Origin of the sequence: Candidatus Pelagibacter communis (assembly GCF_001180205.1) — a bacterium.
In the GTDB taxonomy this organism is placed as follows: Bacteria; Pseudomonadota; Alphaproteobacteria; order Pelagibacterales; family Pelagibacteraceae; genus Pelagibacter; species Pelagibacter ubique_O.
On record NZ_CVSU01000021.1, the window covers coordinates 25,201 to 45,111 of the forward strand.

Here is a 19,911-nt window from a genome sequence, read left to right on the forward strand (position 1 = left end):
GTTATCCTTTCTTTATGTTTTTGCAAATAAATTTGTTAATTCGTAAACAATTGTAGCAGCTGCAAGAGAGGTTACTTCTGCATGGTCATATGCTGGAGAAACCTCAACAACGTCAGCTGAAACTAAGTTTAGTCCCGATAATCCTCTTAAAACATTTACCATTTCTCTAGTTGTCATTCCCGCAATTTCTGGTGTCCCAGTGCCTGGAGCAAATGCAGGGTCTAAAACATCAATATCAATTGATAAGTATAAAGGATTATCTCCCACTCTTTTTCTTATTCTTTCTGCTATTTTATCGGTTCCTTCTGTTTGAAACTCATCACAATGAATTATTTTAAATCCAAAACTTTCATCATTTTTAATATCATCTCTACTATAAAGTGGGCCTCGAATTCCAACATGCATAGAAGCATCATCTAAAAATAATCCTTCTTCTCTAGCTCTTCTGAATGGAGTTCCGTGAGTATAAGGTGCACCAAAATATGTGTCCCAAGTATCTAAGTGGGCATCAAAATGAACTAAAGATACAGGGCCCTTATTTTTTTTATTGATTGCTCTTAACAATGGAACAGCAATAGTATGGTCTCCACCTAAACTTATAATTCCTCCAACCTTATTTAATAAATCTGTTGCGCCTACTTCTATTTGTTTAATTGCTTCATCAATACTAAATGGGTTGCAAGCGATATCACCAGCATCAGCAACTTGTTGGATTTTAAAAGGCTCAACATCATAATTAGGATGATAATTAGTTCTCAAATGTCTAGAAGCTTGTCTGATGCTTTGTGGACCAAATCTTGCTCCAGGTCGATAACTTGTGCCAGCATCAAACGGAATTCCAACAATTGCAACATCACAACTTTCCACATCTCTTAGTTCAGGTAGTCTTGCAAAAGTACTTGGGCCAGCAAATCTTGGAACTTTAGTTCCACTAACTGGTTGAATTGGATTTTTGTTTCTTTCTTTTTTCATTTTTTAATAATCTAAGATAATATTATCTCAACTAATTCGTCTATAATAATTTAATGAAAATTTTATTTTTATTTATTCTTATTTTTCATATTTCGCATGTAAATGCTGATGAAATTTATAATCTATTAAAAATTCCAAATTTAGAAATTTATCAATTAAAAAACGATAATAATATTCGTTATTTAAGTGCTAAAGGTAATTTTAAGATTGGTGTAAACAAGAACATTGCTTGCGACAAAGTTAATATAAATAATTTAAATGTAAAATTTCCATTAATTAAAAAAAATCTTAATCGATATAATTCTAATTTTCTTAATAAGATAAAATTAAAATATATTGTATTTTGTGAAAATTTATTCATCTCTGAAATTAATACTGGAGGAATACCAGATAGTAAGAACAGAACCTTAATTTTAGATATTAATTTTAATAAAAAGTATTTTGAAAGAATGATACACCATGAAATTTTTCACATGATTCAAAATACTCACATTGAATATTTTGATGAGGGTAAATTTTCTTCTTTTAATCTAAAATCATTTAATTACGCTGAATGTTCAACTTGTTCTGATAGGTTAAATTTAGATCTATATAAAAAAACTGATGGTTTTTTAACAGAGTATTCTAAATCTATTCCATCTGAAGATATGGCAGAAATTTTTTCATTTTTAATGACTGATAAAGAAACAATTGAAGATAAAATTAATAGTGACAAAATTCTTAATAATAAAGTGAATTTTATAAAATCAAACTTAGCTAAAATAGATAAAAATATTTTATGATTAAAACTATTAAACCCTCAAAATCAGAAAAAATTTTATTTATATTTTTAATTGGTCTTTCTATTTTTGCTTTTACATCTTTTTTTTTATTAAAAAATAAATGTCTGTTTGTTGAAAAAAATAATTTAAGTAAACTTAATTTTAACGAACCAAATAATATTGCAGTAATGAATGTTGAGTGTGGTAATGTAATAATTGAACTTTATCCAGATATCTCTCCTAAAGCGGTAGAAAGATTTAAAATTTTAATTGAACAAAAAATGTATGATGGTTCTGCGTTTTATAAAGTTTCAGAAAATACTTTTGTACAAGCTGGAGATATTGAGTATGGAAATATAAATAATTTAGATTATTCCAAAATTGGTAGCGGAAAGTCTGGATTAGGATTGTTAAAATCAGAACTCAGCAATAATTTTAAATTTACGGAGGGTAGTGTTGGTTTTGCTAGAGCAACAGAATTTGATACAGAAGATAGTGAATTCTTTATTACATTAAAGGAAATTCCAATTTATCAAGGTGAATATACTCCAATTGGTAAAGTAGTTTATGGTTTAGATATATTAACTAAAATTAAAACAGGTAATAAGGCAATTTATGTTTTAAGACCTGATTATATTAAAACCTTTAGAATGTTTAATTCTAATTAACCAAAGGTTTTCCAGTCGACAATGTGTGTTTAATTCTTTCTTGAGTTTGTTTTGTTTCTATCAATCTCATAAAAGAGTCTAGTTCTAATTTATACAGATCATCCTCTGACAATTCTTTTTCAATAGTAGTGTCTCCACCACTTAAAACATTTGCAAGTTCAATTCCAACATGCATACCATGATCTAAAATTACCTTTTCGTTGTATAATTTCTCTAAAACCTTAACCATTTTATCTTTCAACGGCTTTCCAGAAAGTTTGAATTTGCACTCTTCTGGAGGAACAAAATCATTATTTTGATCAATTAAATTTTTTGATTCCTCAAAAAGACTGTTTCTGTTCATTATTTTTTTGTCTTCTGGTCTTAAATACTTTAATGGCTCAGCCTCGATTGGAGATGTGGCTGTTTTAGCATAACCAATAATATCAAAAACTTTTAGTGGGGCATAATCTGGATCTGATTTTGCTTCCTCTGTTTGTGACCATCTCCACAACATTTCTTTACATCCTCCGCCTGCAGGAACTAACCCAACAATAGTTTCAACCAATCCAATAACTAAATTTGTATGTGAGGCAACAAAATTACTTTGAACTAAAACCTCAAAGCCTCCTCCAAGTGTAAGTCCAGAAGGTGCTGATACAACTGGGTACTTAGAGTATTTTAAAGTTTTGCAAGTATCTTGAAAATATTTTATAAATTTTTCAATTGATTTAAAATCACCTTTATCAGCAAAATTCATAGTATAACTTAAATTCACACCTGCTGAAAATTGCATGCTTTCATTAATTACTATTAAAGGTTTGTCGGTTGCATTTTTAAGTGCATCCATCGAGTCATAATCTAATGCACAGGCTTTTGTCGTAAACTCAACAATATTAAAATCTTTAAATCGATGAATTTCAGCTGAATTATTTTTATCTACTTTAATTGCTGATGGCCTTATTTTTCCTAAAGTTTGAATGTCTGTATAAATTTGTCTTTCTCCATAAAAGTTTTCATCTTTTGTTTTTGATAAATTTTCTAAAAATATATTATTTTCAAAGTCATCTATTCTTTCAAAGAAATTCTTTACCCCTATAGATTTCAACATTTCAAAAGGACCCATTGCCCAATTAAAACCAAGTCTCATAGCTTCATCGATATCATTGAACTTATCAGTAATTCCTGGAACAAGTGAAGAAGCATATTTAATTATTTTTGATATTACAATCCAAGCATACTCACCAAACTTATCTTTTCGATTAATTAAATTATTTATGTCAACTGTCTCAATTCCTAAATCTATTTTTTTTGTTGCTGAATACTCTCCTGTTTCTAAATTAATTGCTTCTAAAATTTTTTGATCTCCACTTTTATTCATTCTATAAAAGCCACCTTTTCCTTTACGGCCGGTGTAGCCTGTCTCAATTAATTTTTTTACTAATGGAATTTCTTTTGCAACAATTTTAAATTCATCTTTATCTGAAAGTTCCTTTATAAAACTTTTTAATACATCAGCCATCAAATCAATTCCAATTAGATCATACAATCCAAATACTCCTGTTTTAGGTATACCCATCGGTCTACCAAAAACTGCATCTGCTTCTTCTATTGAAAGTTTCATTTTGAATGCTTCCGTCATAGCAACCTGCATAGCGTAAACACCAATCCTATTACCTAGAAAACCTGGCGTATCGTTGCAAATTATTGCTCCTTTACCAAGCTCAACTTCACAAAATTTCTTTAAAGAATTAATTTTTTTTAAGTCATTATTTTCGTTTTTAACAATTTCTAACAATCCCATGTATCTGACGGGATTAAAAAAGTGAGTGATACAAAAATCTTTTTTTTCTTCGTCATTTAGTTTTTCTGATAGAACTTTAATTGGAATTGATGATGTATTTGATGAAACTATTGCACCTTTTTTTCTGTTCTTAAATATCTTCTCATAAATATTATGTTTAATATCAATTCTTTCTACTACTGCCTCTACCACCCAATCTGCATCTTTTACTACGTCAAAATTTTCTTCAATATTTCCAACATTAATATTGTTAATTTTGCTCTTATCTATTAGCAAAGGAGGTCTAGATTTATGTATTCTATCTCTAGCTTTTTCGCTGATTTCAGTAGATAAATCTAAAAGAGTAACTGGAACACCAGCATTACATAAATGTGCTGCTATACCACTTCCCATTGTACCAGATCCAATGACTACAACTTTTCTAATTTCCATAAAGAACTCTATATATGAATAATTTATTTGGGTAAATTATCTATTTATTCCTCTTAATCTTTCAGATCTTCTTCTTAATAACTCTGCACTAATTAATATCAAGGTAGATAAAAGAATTAAACAAGTTGCAACTGCAAGAATTGTGGGGCTTAGTTGTTCTCTCAAACCAGTCCACATCTGTATTGGGATAGTTGTATTTTCTAATCCTGCTAGGAATAATACCACAACAACTTCATCAAAGGATGTTACAAAAGCAAATAATCCCCCAGAAATTACTCCTGGTAATATTAAAGGGAGTGTTATCTTCATAAATGTGTTAACTGGGTTACTACCCAAACTTGCGGCAGCTCTTGTTACGCTATGATCAAAACCTGAAAGTGTAGCTGTTACAGTAATAACAACAAAAGGTGTTCCTAATATAATATGTGCCAAAACTATTCCTGTGTGGGTTGCTGCTAAACCAGCTTTTGCCATGAAAAAGAAAATTGCAACACCTGATATAATTAATGGAACAATCATTGGAGATATTAAGGTCGCCATTATCAATCCTTTATAAGGCATATGTCTACTGCTGAGTCCTAGTGCAGCTAATGTACCTAAAATAATTGATCCAATTGTTGCAAAGATTGCAATTATGAAGCTATTTTTTGCCGCTAGTCCCCATGGATTTTTAGTTCCATAAATCATATCTTTATACCATCTCAAAGAGAACGCATCTGGATCAAGATTTTTCATTCCTTCAGAAAAAACTAAAAATTCTTCTGCATTAAATGACAAAGGAAAAATTACAAATAAAGGTGCAATCAAAAAGAAAAAAACAAAGGTACAAATCGTAAGATAAATATAATGCCAAATTCTATATCTAGTTTCTGTGTAACTTGGTAATGCCATAATTATCCTAATTTAATGTTATCAACTCCAACCAATTTATTATAAATCCAATAAATAACCAAAACTCCTGTCAAAAGCATTAATCCCATCGCTGATGCAAAACTCCAATCAAGAGTTGTCTTCATATGAAATGCAATTTGATTACTTATTAAAGTTCCTGATGCTCCACCAACTAAAGCAGGGGTTATGTAGTATCCTATCGCTAAAATGAAAACTAATAAACATCCAGCTCCTATTCCTGGAATTGTTAAAGGAAAGTAAACTTTCCAAAAAGCGACGAAAGGTGTTCCACCTAATGATTTTCCTGCTCTCATTAAACTTGGTGATATTGTTTTCATGACACTATATAAAGGTAGAACCATAAAAGGTAATAATATTTGTGTCATAGCAACGTAAGTTCCAACTTTATTGTACATCATCTCTGGCCGGTTATCGTCTCCAACTAAACCAATCATTACAAAAAAATCATTTACCACTCCTTGCTGTTGCAACAAAATCATCCAACTTGCAGTTCTGACCAGCAAAGATGTCCAGAATGGGAGCAATACACAAATCATCAATAAATTGCTGTACTTCATCGGAAGTGTTGCAAGCAAATGAGCTATTGGATAGCCCATAAAAAAGCTAAAAAGTGTAACAAAAAATGCAATTTCTAATGTTCTTAGCCATAAAATTCTGTGAATTCTTCTGTCTTCGTCTACTTGAGCTATACTGCCATCTGAAGCAACATACATATCCATACCCTTCAAATATTTTGCCATTGTATAAGGAGGGGCAGTTCTTTTAATTGCTAACCAAAACTCTACATTTCTCCATCTCTTATGAATTTTGTTAATTTGTTCTTTTATACTAATACTTTCATCAATTTTATTTCTTTTTATTTGTCTAAAAAGTCTTTTAGTAATTGTATTAAAACCATTTTTTTCTTTATTTAACCTTTGTCCTAATTTTCCATGCTCTTGCTTCTCAACAAGTACTTTATAATCTTCATAAAATCCTCTATATACTTCTTCGGGTGGTAATTCCTCAAGGTTTTCCCATTTTTCCATTGCTTTGAAAGTTTTTGGAAGCATATTGGTAACCATTCTGTCATCAACACTCCTCATAAACATGTCGCCAATTGGAAATATATAAGTGATAACAAGAAATAATAGTAATGGAGCTACAAGAAGAAATGCTTTTATTTTATTCTTCTTTTCTGCTTTTTTTAAACTAACCTCTAAAGGTATTCCGTCAGTTGTTAATATTTGTTTTGTTTCAGAGCTCATAAAAAAATAGGGCGGTTAAAAATAACCGCCCTAAATATATTATATAAATTCAGTGTTTAAAACTGAAATTATAGTCCTGCTTTCATTGCTTCCCACTTCTCACTGATTTCAGTATTGTTATCAGCCCAGAAGAATGGGTCTACTAAGAAATAATTCTTAGTGTTTGCAGGAGCTGTTGGCATTTGTGGCATCATTTCAGTTTTACCATCTTTGTACCAAGGCTCACCAGCAGTAATTACATCAAGAGATGATTTTCTGTATGGTGCATAAGCAATATACTTCGCACTACCAGCTAACATTTCTGTGTTAGTCATCATTGCAAGAGCTTTTTTAGCATCAGCTTCGTTTGGTCCACCTTTAACTAGTGCAAAGTATTCATAATCAAGACCTTGACCATCCCATACTTGTACAAGTGGTGCACCTTCACCAACTATTGCGTTAAAAAATCTTCCGTTCCAACCAGTTGCCATTACAACTTCACCACTCATTAAAAGTTCTGGTGGTTGGGCACCTGCTGACCAGAATACACATCCGCCATTAGGATCTGTACATAATTTTTTAATTTTATTCATCGCTCTGTCGATTCCACCGTCTTCTAGAAGTTTTCTGTAAACTCTAGTTCCGCCGTCACCTAGCTTAACACCATCTGCAGCTAAAGCGATTTCTAAATTAGTTAAAGCACTTTTATAGATTGCTCTTTTTCCAGGAAACTTTTTAGTATTAAAAAAATCTTTAATAGTCTTTGGAGTGCCTTTTAAATTGTTTTTGTTATAAGCATAGTTCCAAGAATATAAAATGTTACCTACAGCACATTCACTCGGCATTGGTGCAAAGAAATCTTCACTTGCTTTAGTTCCATCTGGTGCTGCTGGGAAATCTTTGTCAAAATCAAATTTAACAAATATTCCTTCGTCACATCCGTTAATAGTGTCGAATGCAAATACATCTATGATATCCCAAGTGATTGCACCTGCTTCTTTCTGTGCTTTGATCTCTGATAAACCACCAGAATAGTCAACCCAATTGATTTCTATTCCTAATGCTTTAGCAGTTGGATCACCATACCCTAGCTTTTGAGACTCTGTATAAGCTCCACCCCATGATGCTACAGTAACAGCAAAGGCTGAAGATGTTAGAGACACAACAAAAGAAAGAGCTAATAATAATTTACTTATTTTTCTCATTATTCCTCCGTTTAAACGTTGATATAAATTAATTTATATAAGTAAAAGTACAACAAATAGGAATGATTAAGTCAACAGCTGATTTTGTCAGTAGTTACTTCTTTTAGATGTAAATATTTTAAATAGGATTATTTTGGGTCTAATGCTCTAGCATCAACACTATTCCAGCCAATATTTATATCTTGACTTACTTTTAACTCTAAATTGGATGTGCTGTTGGGTACTTTAAGAATAAACTCCGAGCTTCCTAAAAGATTTAATCTAACTCTTGTATGATCACCGTGATAAATTACTTCTTCAATCTTTCCAGTAAACATATTATCCATCTTATCAGTCGGATTAATTAACGCCCTTTCAGGTCTTAAAGAAACAGTTGTTTTCTCACCTTTAGACTTTACAGAAATTGGATTGGCTAGTATTTCTGAATTGGCTAATTTAACTTTGCATTTATCTTTATCGATATCCACAACTTCACCATTGAAAGTATTGTTCTCACCAATAAACTCAGCAACAAAAGAATTTACTGGCTTCTCATAAAGTTCAGCTGGATTTGAAAGCTGTTGAACTTTTCCATCATTAAATACCGCAATTCGGTTTGACATAGTTAATGCCTCACTTTGATCATGAGTTACATATACAACTGTTACACCAATACTTTCATGAATATGTTTTATTTCATATTGCATGCTTTCTCTTAAATTTTTATCTAATGCTCCCAAAGGTTCATCCATCAATACGACTGCTGGATCAAACACTAAAGCTCTTGCAACTGCAACCCTTTGTTGCTGACCACCTGAAAGTTGAGCTGGCATTCTAGTTTCAAATCCACTTAATGAAACCATTGATAATGCTTTATCAACTTTTTTATCTATTTCATTTTTTTCAACCTTTCTTACTCTTAAAGGAAAAGCTAAGTTTTCATAAACTGTCATATGTGGAAACAAAGCATAGTTTTGAAAAACCATACCAATACCTCTTTTATGTGGAGGAATATTCGAAATTATGTTTCCATCTAATAATATCTCACCATGAGTTGGTGTTTCAAAACCAGCTAACATCATTAAACAAGTTGTCTTGCCTGAACCAGACGGACCAAGCATTGTTATGAATTCGCCTTCTGCAATATCTAATTGAAGATCTTTGACGACAAGAACTTTACCGTCATAACTTTTATCTACTTTATCGAATTTTACAAATTCTGGATTTTTAGACATAAAAGTGAATATAAAACATTTGTATAAATATATTTCAATAGCTAATTAACTCTTTATATGAAGCTCTTTTGGAAAATTACAAAACAATTCTGATCCATTCTCTGTGACTCTAATAGCTTCTGAAGCTTCAACTCCCCAATCTCCAAACTGCATCACTGCTATCATATGAAAGCAAACATTAGGTTCTAAAACTGTCATATCTCCTTTATAAATATTAAGAGTATGCTCACCCCAATCAGGAGGATAACCAATTCCAATCGAATAACCTGTTCTAGATTTTTTTTCTATTCCGTATTTATCTAAAATTTTCCAAAAAGCTTGAGCAACATCATTTGCTGTATTCCCGGGTTTAATCTGACTTATGCCAGCATTCAATGCTTCTATTGTTTTGTTCATTGTATCAATTTTTAATTGATTGGGTTTTCCAAGCAGAACTGTTCTCGCCATTGGAGCATGATATCTCTTATAAACTCCAGATAATTCAATAATTGTTGCCTCTCCTTCTACAAATTTATCTTGTGTTGCTGTTAAATGTGAAGCTGAAGTGCCTTTCCCTGTTGGAAGTAATGTTGCGATACTAGAATATTCACCTCCAAATTCCTCTGTACCATAAAATAAAGTTTTTTGAATTTCACCAACTGCATCACACTGTCTTACACCTGGTTTAATAACTTCCATGGCAGTTTTCATTCCTTTTTCAGAAATTTTTGCAGCAGATTTCATGAAACCTATTTCATCATCTGATTTTACTAACCTTGCCCAATTAACTAAACGATCGCTATCTTTGATTTTTGCATTAGGTAATCCTTGCTTTATTTTTTCATAACAAAACGCAGTGAAGTAATGCGCATCCATTTCTAATCCAATGCATAACTTATCCCATTTTCTTTCTTTTATAATCTCTACCAAATTATCATAAGGATGTTTTGGCCAAGTATGGATATAATTTTCGTCATAAACTAAAATATTCTCATCCTTTAAATAAGTTTTAATATATGCACCACCTGCATCTTGAGCCCTAACAAAACATAGAGGCTCGTCTGAATCTATATGAACAATTGCACATTGAGCATAATAAAAAGACCAAGCATCATAACCTGTTAGGTAATTCATGTTGTTAGTGTCATGTGAGATTAAAAGATCGATGCCTTTTTCTTGCATCATTTTTTTAACTTTTGTTAATCTTTGCTTATATTCTTCTTTTGTGAACAACATTAATTTTCATTAAATAATTTACCAAATCCTTCGACGGAATTATTTTTGTTTATTTTAACAAGCGTATCCCAAATTAAAGCCTGATTGCTAGATAAAACTGTAGTATTTAATTTTTTCTCTAATTTATCAATAATTGGCAATACTGGTAAAGCAGTACAAGAAACAAAGAGAGCCTCTGCTCCATTTAAATTTATTTCGGATAGAACATTAAATAAATAATTCTGATCAACTTTTCCGATATCGTAATCAGCTTCTATATCAAAGTAAGAATTTGAAGTAACTTCAAACCCTTCGTTTTTAAAATATTCCAAAACTTCATCGTTAAGTTTTTTGCTATAAGGTGTAAATAGACTTATCTTACTTATATTTAACTTCTTTAAAGCTTTAATTGCTGCGGTACTTGGAGTTGTCACCTCTGCCATAGGTTTTGCAGCTTTTACTTTTTTCTCTATAGACTCATAACCTGCAGCTATTGTTCCAGAGGTACAGCCATAAACAACGCAATCGATATCCTGATCAGGTAATATATCTTTTGTTACCTCAGTTACTTTGTCTGACATTTTGATCAAGTTTTCTTTTGTTAGCGGGTTGTAGCATTCAATACGATTTACAAAAAAATCAACTTCTCTGTCTTTAATTACGTTTATAAAATCTCTTTCAATCATAAAATCGCTTGCAAGCGCAATAAGTCCAATTCTTGGATTTGATTTGGTGATGTATTTAGGATCTATTTTTGTTGAATTCATATTTTAAAAGGTGAATATATCAGAAGTTCTTTAATAATCATTAATATAAAAAAATAGGTATGAATATAAAAGATACTTTCGTAGCATCCTTGGTGCCTATTTTTTTAGGCTTTGGTTTTGTAATAGCTAAACCAGCATTTGAATCTTTTCCTCCTATTCTTTTAATGGGTATCAGATTTACATTTGCTGCATCATTATTAATTTGGTGGTTTCCAATTCCAAGAGGATATTTAAAAAGAATTTTTGCTGCATCATTAGTCGCTAATACATTGCAATATAGCATTACGTATACTGGTTTAGATTTAATTGATGCATCGGCAGCAGTTCTTTTGGTTCAAACAGAAGTTCCGTTTGGAGTTATTTTTGCTTACTTCATGCTTAAAGAAAAACCAACTATTAGAGCTTTGATTGGTATAGCTATCGCTTTTGTTGGTGTTTATATTTTAACCGGATCTCCTAACTTGGATGGAAAATTTATTGGAATTGGACTTACGATTTTAGGTTCAGCTGTATGGGCTCTTGGGCAAGTTATGGTCAAACCTTTAAGTAAAGAAATAAATCCTTTAGCGTTAGTTGCTTGGTTAGCATTATTCTCTGGACCAATATTAGTAATGTCATCTGCGATAATTGATGGAAATACAATTAATTATCTAACAAATGCAAAATTTGATCATTGGATTATTGCAATTTATATAGGTTTCATCATGCAACCAATTACATACGGTTGTTTCTATTATGTTTTAAAAAATAACCCACTTTATAAAGTTCTACCGATTGTAACTATGGGGATACCACCAACCGGTTTATTGGCAGCAATATTTCTTTTAGGTGAAAAACCAACTTCAGAATTATTTATAGGTGGTACAATAATCATAGTTGGTGTGATTTTAATTGTATTTACAAAAAACAAAAAGGAAGAGGAAATAAAATGAAAATTGGATTTATTGGTTTAGGTAATGTTGGAGGAAAACTTGCTGGAAGTTTATTAAGAAATAACTTTGATCTTACAGTAAGAGATATAGATGAAAATTTAACAAATTCCTTGAGAGAATTAGGTGCTAAGGTAGCAAAATCACCAAAAGAATTAGCAGAAAAAACTGATTTAATAATTACCTCTCTTCCTTCCCCTGAAGTATCCGCTGAAGTGATGGAGGCTGATGACGGAATTATAAATGGACTGTCAGAGAATAAAATTTGGTTAGAAATGAGTACAACAGATGAAAACGAAGTTAAAAGACTTGGTGACAGGGTAATATCAAAAAAAGCTATCCCTTTGGATGGACCTGTGAGTGGTGGATGTCATAGAGCAGCAACAGGTAATATTGCTATATTCGTGGGTGGAGAAAGAAAAGCATTTGAAAAAATTTTACCTGTATTAACTGTTATGGGGAGAAAAATATTGCACACTGGTGAGCTTGGTACAGCAAGTGTATTAAAAGTAATTACAAATTATCTAGCATCTGCGCATTTAGTTGCATTAGGTGAGGCTTGGACTGTAGCAAAAAAATCTAATTTAGATTTAGCAAAAACTTATAAAGGGATTACTATTTCCTCTGGTAATTCATTTGTGCATGAAACTGAAAGTCAGGTTATATTAAATGGATCTTATAATATAAACTTTACAATGGATTTGGTTTTAAAAGACACAAGTTTATTTGATAATCTTGCAAAAAAAATAAATGCTCCTTTAGAAATTTCTCCACAAATAGTTGAAATTTTCAAAGATGGAAAAAAAAAATATGGTTCTAGAGCTTGGTCATCAATGATTGTGAAAAGGATGGAGGATTTAAATGATATTAATTTTAGAGCTAATGGTTTTCCTGATGAGTTGGTTGATAGCGAACCTGAGGAAAAAGGATATGAAATTTAATTAATGTGTTAAGATAAAAAATGTTAGATAAAAGAAAATTTTACATAAATGGTCAATGGGTTGATCCAATTAAAAAAAATGATTTTGAAGTCATTAATCCATGCAATGAAGATCCGTTTGCTGTTATTTCTTTAGGTTCAAAAGAGGATACAGATTTAGCTGTCAAATCAGCAAAAAATGCCTTTAATACTTGGAAAGAAACTAGCAAGAAAGAAAGGCTCAGTTTACTTGAAAAATTATCATCAGTTTATAAAAAAAGATTTAATGAAATGGCTGAGGCTATTTCTCTTGAAATGGGTGCACCAATAGATTGGGCAACAGATGTTCAAACAGCTTCAGGGAAAGATCATTTAGATGATTTTATTTTAAGATTAAAAAATTTTAAATTTGATGAACACTTTGATAATAAATCAAATAATCATATCTATTATGAGCCAATTGGAGTTTGTGGATTAATCACACCGTGGAATTGGCCAATTAATCAAATTGCTTTAAAAGTTGTTCCTGCATTCGCAACTGGATGTACAATGATTTTAAAACCATCAGAAATTGCTCCTATTTCTGGAATGCTATTTGCAGAAATGATTGATGAAGCAGGTTTTCCAAAAGGTGTATTTAATTTGGTAAATGGAGACGGTGCAGGAGTGGGAACCCACATTTCAAGCCACCCTGAAATTGATATGGTTTCTTTCACGGGTTCAACAAGAGCAGGAAGATTAATTTCAAAAAATGCTGCTGAAACAATTAAAAGAGTTTGTCTTGAATTAGGTGGAAAAGGTGGAAATATTGTTTTTGCTGATAGTTATAAAGATGCAGTAAGAGACGGTATTAGAAATGTAATGAGCAATTCTGGTCAATCTTGTGATGCACCAACAAGGATGCTTGTTGAAAAATCAATTTATGAAAGAGCTGTTAAAGAAGCTGTTGATGAAGCAAACAAAATTAAAGTTGATCAAGCTTCAAAAAAGGGAGATCATATAGGACCAGTAATTTCTAAAATTCAATATGATAAAATTATAGATCTTATTGAAAGTGGAATTTCTGAAGGCGCAACTCTTGCAGCAGGTGGACCTGAGTTACCAAACGGTTTGAACAAAGGTTACTTCATCAAACCAACTATATTTACAGATGTAACTAATGAAATGAGAATTGCTAAAGAAGAAATTTTTGGACCTGTATTATCTATAATTCCCTTTGAAACTGAAGATGAGGCGGTCAATATTGTAAACGATACTTCTTATGGTCTTGGAAATTATTTGCAAACTGAAGACAGAGAAAAAGCACACAGAGTTGCTAAAAAATTAAGATCTGGATGTGTTTACATTAATGGAAATGGAGCAGATGCCGGAACTCCGTTTGGTGGTTACAGACAATCAGGTAATGGGAGAGAAGGAGGTGTTTGGGGCCTTGAGGAATATCTTGAAGTGAAGAATGTTACTGGTTGGAATTAACAGAATTTTTTAAATATCTTAGTCTCCCAATAATTTCATCTCGATCCATGTAATAACCTTGTAAATGTCTATGTCCTGAGTTTGGATCATATTCAGTTCTACCGTGTAATAATCTTCTATTGTTAAAAGAAAAAATATCACCTTGTTCTAATCTAAATTTAATCTGGAATTGATCGTCATGAAGTAAATTTCCAAATCGGTGATGAGCTTTGTAAACTTTATCCATCAAATCAGGATGACAGTCTAAAGCATCCATAGTTGCTACGCTAAACCGAATATCATGGTAATCATTATCTTTGGTTAGAGATATCGCGGGTGCGTAATAACTTCTAACAGACTCTTGTGTATAATCCATGTCTCTAAATTTTAAATGAACGTTTACTAGTGTATCAAATATTTCTTTATCATTTTTTCTTAAATAATCTGCAACTGCAAAGCCATCTACAGCAGATGAGTCTCCTCCTGTTGCAGAATTAACTAAACAATGAAGAAATTGATAACCAGGTGGTGTTTCAAACCATGGTAAATCCATATGATTTCTTAGGGCGTGTGCTGTGTAAGCAGAATTATTTGGTTTAGGAATGTTAATTACTTCAAAAGGTGTTTTAAAAAAAGTTTCCCTAGTATGGCTAATTCTATTTAAAATTTTAAATCCAGAATTATTTTCAGTTGGAGCATTTTTTACTATAGCAATTCCAGTATGATGTAAAAGCTCTAACCATCTGACAAGCCCCTCATCTGAACTCATAATTTCATCATGTTCAATCTCAATTGACTTCAGATCATTTTGTAAAGAGTTGTCCCAAAGTTGATATGGAGATTTATATTCTAAATTATTTTTTATAGTATAGCAGTTTTCTCTTAACCAATTTTGGTCATAATAACTTACGTGGTCTCCTTCACTCCATTCAATTTCAAGCTTACCTTCATTATTTACTGCAAATTTTTTTGGATTAATATTATTTGATACTTTTAAAATATTAAACATTCTATGACGAGAGTCTTTATCATGTGCAGTTGGACAGTTGTCTCTTAGCCATAAATAATTAAATTTACTTTTTTTTCCGTCACTCCAGTCAACTTCTAAATTTGTAGAATTTTTAGTTATATTTTTAATTGTAAAATTTTGTTCCATTAATTTTTATAATTTGAATGTTCTCTTTCTAGTTTTCTTAATAAAGCAGCCCACTCTGTTTTTCCATCATAATTATAATCATCAGAGTCACTCATGTTTTCCCAGAAATATGCAGCTTTCTGTTTATCTATTTCATGTTTGTTTAAACCCATAGCAAGATTTTTTACCTGAACTGAACATGCTTGCTCTAGATAATAAGCTCTGAAAAATGCTTCTGCAGCAGTTTTTCCTACTGTGTAATATCCATGATTTCTTGTAATCAAAATGTCGTGTTTGCTAATTAGGTTTTCAAACTTGATTCCAAATTCTTTATCCTCAACAAATTCATAATCAATATATCCAACAAGATGATTTAAATAAACTGCGGCCTGTGAAAGATACATCAAACCTTCTTTGGTACCTCCAACTGCCATTACATCATTAGCATGTCCGTGAACATAAAAGTTTACATCATTTCTTTTATTAAAAATCCATTGAGCAAGATTAATACATCCATCATTTAACCAAGGTCCGTCTGAATCTAATTTTTTTCCATTTTGATCAATTTTAACTAAAGATGAAGCGGTAATTTCTTCATAAAACATTCCATATGGATGAACGAAAGAACAATTCTTATCTTCAGCAGATCTTGCCCCTGCACATTGGTTAGCAAGGTCTGTCATGCCGTACATATGTAAAATTCTATAGAGAGCAGACAACTCTAGTCGCACATCTTTATCTGTTTGCGCCATATATAAAATTCTTATTTAAAAAATAAGCAAAAGCAAATAAATACAACTGTTATTTCTTAAAACAATTATAAGTTGTATAATATTTGTTTTACATATGATGATTGTAACTGTTAGAACATTACATCATGTCAAAAATTGAGATCAACAACGTATACAAAATTTTTGGAAACAACCCTTCTTCTGTACTGCCAATGGTAAAAGATGGTGCAACAAAAGACGAAATTTTAGAGCAAACTGGTCATACCGTTGGATTAGACAATGTTTCGCTTAAAATTGAAGAAGGAGAAACCTTTGTTTGTATGGGTTTATCAGGATCAGGAAAATCAACACTAATAAGACATTTAAATAGACTAATCGATCCAACAGATGGTGAAATTTTAGTTGAGGGCACGAATGTAATGTCACTTGATAAAGAAAAGCTTATTGAATTTAGAAGACATAAAATGAGCATGGTGTTTCAAAGATTTGGTTTATTCCCGCATAAAACAGTAATTCAAAATGTTGGTTACGGACTAGAAATGCAAGGAAAAGGTGAAGATGAGAGAAATAAAATCTCAATGGAAAAAATCGATGCAGTTGGTCTAACTGGTTTTGAAAATCAATACCCTGCCCAATTATCAGGAGGAATGCAGCAACGTGTTGGTTTAGCAAGAGCATTAGCTACTGATACAGATATTATGTTAATGGATGAAGCTTTCAGCGCTCTAGATCCTCTGATCAGAAGTGATATGCAAAAACAATTAATTGATCTTCAAGCAGAACTAAAAAAAACAATTGTATTTATTACTCACGATCTAGATGAATCATTAAGATTAGGTGATCATATCGGGATATTAAACTCTGGAAAATTAGTCCAAGTAGGAACTCCCGAGGAAATTATTATGAACCCTGCTGATGATTATGTAAAAGCTTTTGTAAAAGATGTGAACAGGGCAAAAGTAATCAAGGCAAAAATTATTATGAAAACTGCTGATCAAGCTAATGATATAGATAAATCAAACTTAATAAAAGTAAATGAAGATGAATTTATAGAGGATTTTTTACCAAAAATCGTATGCTCTGATTCAAATTGTGAAGTGGTTGATAAAAGTGGAAATGTAAAAGGATACATTTCAAATCAAGAATTACAGTCTTCATTAACAAGATCATAAAGTGTTATTAAAAAATTTCGAAGTAAAAAAGGAATGGGTTGATTACAACAACCACATGAACATGGCTTATTATGTTCTTGTTTTTGATCAAGCATGGGAAGTTGCACTTGAAAAATTTAAAATGGGAGGAACTGCAGCAAAAAATCTTGATAGGAGCACTATGGTTGTTGAGACAAATACTAAATACTTAAACGAAGTTAAAGAAGGTGAAAAAGTAAATGTTAATCTAACCTATTTCGACCACGACAAAAAAAGACTTCATTTAAAGATGGAAATGATTTCTCAAAAAACTAATAAAATTTCAGCTTCTATGGAATGGATATCGCTGTATATAGATTTAAGTAAAAGGAAAGTCACAGAATTTGAGGAAGAAAAAGTAAAATTAATGAGAGACTTTATTGAACAAAATAAGTCAAAATTTTCAAACGAAGGTCTTCTATTCACCTCTAAATTGAAGAAATAATTAAATTTTCGAGAGATTTTTTTTTTGATATAGGTGCATAATGAGCACTGATAATAACTCAAAAGGAATTCTTTTAATAATTGCAGCAATGACATTGTTTGCAATGCAAGACTCTTTAATTAAATTTATTTTTGAAAAAGCAGCTTTATATGAAATATTTTTTGGAAGGTATTTAGTTGCTGCAATTTTGCTGTTTTGTTACATCAAATTTAGAGGTCAAAAAGTTTCTTTAAAAACTTATTATCCTTTTTTAACGTTTGTTAGAGTAATTCTTCATTTTTTAGCCTTTTCTGCATTCTTTATTTCTTTAACGTATATGCCTTTAGCTACAGCAAATGCTTTATTTTTCTCATGTCCATTTTTCGTCTCAATTTTTGCAAAATTTTTTTTGAAAGAATTTATTGGTATCAGAAGATGGTCTGCAATTGTGTTTGGTTTTATAGGTGTGTTTATTGTTCTAAATCCAAACTTTGATGATTTTGAATATAAAAGTCTACTACCAGTTTTGTGCGCATTTTTTTATGCAGCTTCAATGACAATAACAAAATATACGTCTGATAAAGATGATGTTAATACTCAACTTTTTTATTTCTACCTAATAGCACTAATACTTTGTGGTATTATCTTTGTTTTTATGGGCAATGGTCAACTTAACGATCCTAATTTTGACCCCACTACTCAATTTATATTCAGAGAATGGTTTTCTAACTTTGATTATACTTGGAAGTTTATTTTATTTTTTGGTTTTGCTGCATCGATTGCATTTGTATGTATTTTTTCAGCGTATATAGTTGCTTCACCATCTGTTGTTTCATTGTTCGAATATTCTTTAATTATAATGTCGATGATCCCTGGTTATTTTCTATTTAACGAAATACCTTCGGCTAGAACTTTCATTGGAGTTGCGTGCATAATAGCAGCTGGAATTTATATTTATATGAGAGAGAGAGTTAGAGATCAATATATTGCAACTGAAACTCCAGTAAGAAGATGAGTAAAAGCTATATACCTACAATCAATATATCGTCACTAATTAAAAATAATTTTGAAACTCAGAATGCATTTAAAACAATTAAAGAAATTGAAAAAGCTTGTATCAATGTAGGTTTTTTTCAAATTACCGGTCATGGAATTAATCTAAAAGAAATTAAAAAAACATGCGAAGTTGGGAATAAATTTTTTAATTTACCAGACAGTAAGAAAAGAAAATTATCACCTAAAAAATGGAATAAAAAAAATAAAAATCTTTACAGAGGATATTTTTCTAATGATGTGAACGGGAAAGAAGGTTTAGATATAGGTGATTTAAAAGTAACTAAAAAATATTCTTCAAATCTAAATAATCAATACATAGAATTTCTTAATCTAGATGAGTGTTTTAAAAAAAGTTCAATAAATATTTTAAACAAATATTTCGATAATATTTATAGATTGAGTGAAACTTTATTTAAAAGTGTAATAAAACTTAATAAAAAAAATCCTGATATTTCTAGTGTAGCTTTTTCAAGATTAAAAACATTAAGCACATTAAGATTTAATTATTATCCTAATCAGACAAAACCGATAGAAATATCTAAACAAGATGGGGTTGCTCTTGGGTGTGAAACACATGTTGATACTGGTATATTTACAATTCTCTATCAAGATAGAAAAGGTGGATTGCAGGTACAAAATAGAAAAAATAAAAAATGGTATGATGTACCATTTAACAAAAAAGCTTTAGTAGTAAACACTGGTAGAGCTTTGGAGTTTCTAAGCAAAGGTAAATTTAAAGCAACTAATCACAGAGTTTTATGGAATAAAAGTAAAAGACTCTCTGTTCCTTTTTTCTTTGAACCTTCCTATGATTTCAAAATGAACCAATCATTTTTAAATGGAAGCAAATTCAAAAATAATGGTCCAATTTATGAGAAATTTCTTAACAAATCTTTAAAGAAATTTATTGAATATCAACGCTAGTAATAATAAAGTTTAAC

19 protein-coding genes are annotated in these 19,911 nt (G+C 31.0%); 9 read left to right on the forward strand and 10 right to left on the reverse strand.

What is annotated here, in order from left to right:
* Nucleotides 1–12: 12 nt before the first annotated feature.
* Nucleotides 13–972: an agmatinase gene (gene speB / locus AMO08_RS00880; RefSeq protein ID WP_075484331.1), complete on the reverse strand. Its 960-nt coding sequence runs from the start codon at nucleotides 970–972 to the stop codon at nucleotides 13–15.
* Between the two features lie 53 nt (nucleotides 973–1,025).
* Between speB and AMO08_RS00885 the strand changes: the two genes are divergently transcribed.
* Together AMO08_RS00885 and AMO08_RS00890 are read left to right on the forward strand one after the other, a co-directional pair.
* A complete protein-coding gene (locus AMO08_RS00885) occupies nucleotides 1,026–1,754 on the forward strand; it encodes a putative zinc-binding metallopeptidase (protein ID WP_075484332.1) in 729 nt (242 codons plus the stop codon).
* Nucleotides 1,751–2,401 (forward strand): peptidylprolyl isomerase, encoded by a 651-nt coding sequence (locus AMO08_RS00890; RefSeq protein ID WP_075484333.1) that lies wholly within the window; start codon nucleotides 1,751–1,753, stop codon nucleotides 2,399–2,401. The genes AMO08_RS00885 and AMO08_RS00890 overlap by 4 nt, the downstream gene beginning before the upstream one ends.
* Here AMO08_RS00890 and AMO08_RS00895 read toward each other — a convergent pair.
* The 7 genes from AMO08_RS00895 to AMO08_RS00925 all read right to left on the reverse strand — a co-directional run bounded on the left by AMO08_RS00895 (nucleotide 2,394) and on the right by AMO08_RS00925 (nucleotide 11,134).
* Complete coding sequence (locus tag AMO08_RS00895; RefSeq protein WP_075484334.1) at nucleotides 2,394–4,616, reverse strand: 3-hydroxyacyl-CoA dehydrogenase/enoyl-CoA hydratase family protein; 2,223 nt, start codon at nucleotides 4,614–4,616, stop codon at nucleotides 2,394–2,396. The two genes, AMO08_RS00890 and AMO08_RS00895, sit on opposite strands and share 8 nt — an antisense overlap.
* 36 nt (nucleotides 4,617–4,652) lie before the next feature.
* The gene (locus tag AMO08_RS00900) at nucleotides 4,653–5,507 is read right to left on the reverse strand and encodes an ABC transporter permease (RefSeq protein ID WP_075484335.1); all 855 of its coding nucleotides are present in this window, start codon (nucleotides 5,505–5,507) and stop codon (nucleotides 4,653–4,655) included.
* 2 nt (nucleotides 5,508–5,509) lie between these two features.
* Nucleotides 5,510–6,775, reverse strand: coding sequence for an ABC transporter permease (locus AMO08_RS00905; protein ID WP_075484336.1), 1,266 nt, complete (start codon nucleotides 6,773–6,775; stop codon nucleotides 5,510–5,512).
* A 68-nt stretch (nucleotides 6,776–6,843) separates the two neighbouring features.
* Complete coding sequence (locus tag AMO08_RS00910; RefSeq protein ID WP_075484337.1) at nucleotides 6,844–7,959, reverse strand: extracellular solute-binding protein; 1,116 nt, start codon at nucleotides 7,957–7,959, stop codon at nucleotides 6,844–6,846.
* Nucleotides 7,960–8,087: 128 nt separating this feature from the next.
* Nucleotides 8,088–9,173 (reverse strand): ABC transporter ATP-binding protein, encoded by a 1,086-nt coding sequence (locus AMO08_RS00915; protein WP_075484338.1) that lies wholly within the window; start codon nucleotides 9,171–9,173, stop codon nucleotides 8,088–8,090.
* A 45-nt stretch (nucleotides 9,174–9,218) separates the two neighbouring features.
* Complete coding sequence (locus tag AMO08_RS00920) at nucleotides 9,219–10,388, reverse strand: M24 family metallopeptidase (protein WP_075484339.1); 1,170 nt, start codon at nucleotides 10,386–10,388, stop codon at nucleotides 9,219–9,221.
* Nucleotides 10,388–11,134, reverse strand: coding sequence for a maleate cis-trans isomerase family protein (locus AMO08_RS00925; RefSeq protein WP_075484340.1), 747 nt, complete (start codon nucleotides 11,132–11,134; stop codon nucleotides 10,388–10,390). The genes AMO08_RS00920 and AMO08_RS00925 overlap by 1 nt, the downstream gene beginning before the upstream one ends.
* Nucleotides 11,135–11,193: 59 nt before the next feature.
* Between AMO08_RS00925 and AMO08_RS00930 the strand changes: the two genes are divergently transcribed.
* From AMO08_RS00930 to AMO08_RS00940, 3 genes are read left to right on the forward strand one after another with little or no spacing between them, the layout of a single operon-like run.
* Complete coding sequence (locus AMO08_RS00930; protein ID WP_075484341.1) at nucleotides 11,194–12,066, forward strand: DMT family transporter; 873 nt, start codon at nucleotides 11,194–11,196, stop codon at nucleotides 12,064–12,066.
* The gene (locus AMO08_RS00935) at nucleotides 12,063–13,004 is read left to right on the forward strand and encodes an NAD(P)-dependent oxidoreductase (RefSeq protein WP_075484342.1); all 942 of its coding nucleotides are present in this window, start codon (nucleotides 12,063–12,065) and stop codon (nucleotides 13,002–13,004) included. The genes AMO08_RS00930 and AMO08_RS00935 overlap by 4 nt, the downstream gene beginning before the upstream one ends.
* A 20-nt stretch (nucleotides 13,005–13,024) precedes the next feature.
* Entirely contained in the window at nucleotides 13,025–14,455 is a 1,431-nt protein-coding gene (locus tag AMO08_RS00940; protein WP_075484343.1) for an aldehyde dehydrogenase family protein, read from the forward strand.
* Here the strand turns inward: AMO08_RS00940 and AMO08_RS00945 are convergent.
* Together AMO08_RS00945 and AMO08_RS00950 are read right to left on the reverse strand one after the other, a co-directional pair.
* Complete coding sequence (locus tag AMO08_RS00945) at nucleotides 14,439–15,590, reverse strand: TauD/TfdA family dioxygenase (protein WP_075484344.1); 1,152 nt, start codon at nucleotides 15,588–15,590, stop codon at nucleotides 14,439–14,441. The two genes, AMO08_RS00940 and AMO08_RS00945, sit on opposite strands and share 17 nt — an antisense overlap.
* A complete protein-coding gene (locus AMO08_RS00950; protein ID WP_075484345.1) occupies nucleotides 15,590–16,321 on the reverse strand; it encodes a class II aldolase/adducin family protein in 732 nt (243 codons plus the stop codon). The genes AMO08_RS00945 and AMO08_RS00950 overlap by 1 nt, the downstream gene beginning before the upstream one ends.
* A 125-nt stretch (nucleotides 16,322–16,446) precedes the next feature.
* Between AMO08_RS00950 and AMO08_RS00955 the strand changes: the two genes are divergently transcribed.
* Genes AMO08_RS00955 through AMO08_RS00970 form a run of 4 tightly spaced genes read left to right on the forward strand, consistent with a single transcriptional unit; the run spans nucleotide 16,447 to nucleotide 19,894 of the window.
* Nucleotides 16,447–17,472, forward strand: a complete 1,026-nt coding sequence (locus AMO08_RS00955; protein ID WP_075484346.1) for a quaternary amine ABC transporter ATP-binding protein — start codon at nucleotides 16,447–16,449, stop codon at nucleotides 17,470–17,472.
* Between the two features lies 1 nt (nucleotide 17,473).
* Nucleotides 17,474–17,935, forward strand: coding sequence for a thioesterase family protein (locus AMO08_RS00960; RefSeq protein ID WP_075484347.1), 462 nt, complete (start codon nucleotides 17,474–17,476; stop codon nucleotides 17,933–17,935).
* 40 nt (nucleotides 17,936–17,975) lie between these two features.
* Complete coding sequence (locus AMO08_RS00965; RefSeq protein WP_075484348.1) at nucleotides 17,976–18,929, forward strand: DMT family transporter; 954 nt, start codon at nucleotides 17,976–17,978, stop codon at nucleotides 18,927–18,929.
* Complete coding sequence (locus AMO08_RS00970) at nucleotides 18,926–19,894, forward strand: 2OG-Fe(II) oxygenase family protein (RefSeq protein WP_075484349.1); 969 nt, start codon at nucleotides 18,926–18,928, stop codon at nucleotides 19,892–19,894. Before AMO08_RS00965 ends, AMO08_RS00970 begins: the two co-directional genes overlap by 4 nt.
* Nucleotides 19,895–19,911 lie beyond the last annotated feature (17 nt).

Coding starts and splice junctions, on each gene's coding strand:
- speB (WP_075484331.1), bottom strand. CDS start 972: ATGAAAAAAGAAAGAAACAAAAATCCAATTCAACCAGTTAGTGGAACT.
- AMO08_RS00885 (WP_075484332.1), top strand. CDS start 1,026: ATGAAAATTTTATTTTTATTTATTCTTATTTTTCATATTTCGCATGTA.
- AMO08_RS00890 (WP_075484333.1), top strand. CDS start 1,751: ATGATTAAAACTATTAAACCCTCAAAATCAGAAAAAATTTTATTTATA.
- AMO08_RS00895 (WP_075484334.1), bottom strand. CDS start 4,616: ATGGAAATTAGAAAAGTTGTAGTCATTGGATCTGGTACAATGGGAAGT.
- AMO08_RS00900 (WP_075484335.1), bottom strand. CDS start 5,507: ATGGCATTACCAAGTTACACAGAAACTAGATATAGAATTTGGCATTAT.
- AMO08_RS00905 (WP_075484336.1), bottom strand. CDS start 6,775: ATGAGCTCTGAAACAAAACAAATATTAACAACTGACGGAATACCTTTA.
- AMO08_RS00910 (WP_075484337.1), bottom strand. CDS start 7,959: ATGAGAAAAATAAGTAAATTATTATTAGCTCTTTCTTTTGTTGTGTCT.
- AMO08_RS00915 (WP_075484338.1), bottom strand. CDS start 9,173: ATGTCTAAAAATCCAGAATTTGTAAAATTCGATAAAGTAGATAAAAGT.
- AMO08_RS00920 (WP_075484339.1), bottom strand. CDS start 10,388: ATGTTGTTCACAAAAGAAGAATATAAGCAAAGATTAACAAAAGTTAAA.
- AMO08_RS00925 (WP_075484340.1), bottom strand. CDS start 11,134: ATGAATTCAACAAAAATAGATCCTAAATACATCACCAAATCAAATCCA.
- AMO08_RS00930 (WP_075484341.1), top strand. CDS start 11,194: ATGAATATAAAAGATACTTTCGTAGCATCCTTGGTGCCTATTTTTTTA.
- AMO08_RS00935 (WP_075484342.1), top strand. CDS start 12,063: ATGAAAATTGGATTTATTGGTTTAGGTAATGTTGGAGGAAAACTTGCT.
- AMO08_RS00940 (WP_075484343.1), top strand. CDS start 13,025: ATGTTAGATAAAAGAAAATTTTACATAAATGGTCAATGGGTTGATCCA.
- AMO08_RS00945 (WP_075484344.1), bottom strand. CDS start 15,590: ATGGAACAAAATTTTACAATTAAAAATATAACTAAAAATTCTACAAAT.
- AMO08_RS00950 (WP_075484345.1), bottom strand. CDS start 16,321: ATGGCGCAAACAGATAAAGATGTGCGACTAGAGTTGTCTGCTCTCTAT.
- AMO08_RS00955 (WP_075484346.1), top strand. CDS start 16,447: ATGTCAAAAATTGAGATCAACAACGTATACAAAATTTTTGGAAACAAC.
- AMO08_RS00965 (WP_075484348.1), top strand. CDS start 17,976: ATGAGCACTGATAATAACTCAAAAGGAATTCTTTTAATAATTGCAGCA.
- AMO08_RS00970 (WP_075484349.1), top strand. CDS start 18,926: ATGAGTAAAAGCTATATACCTACAATCAATATATCGTCACTAATTAAA.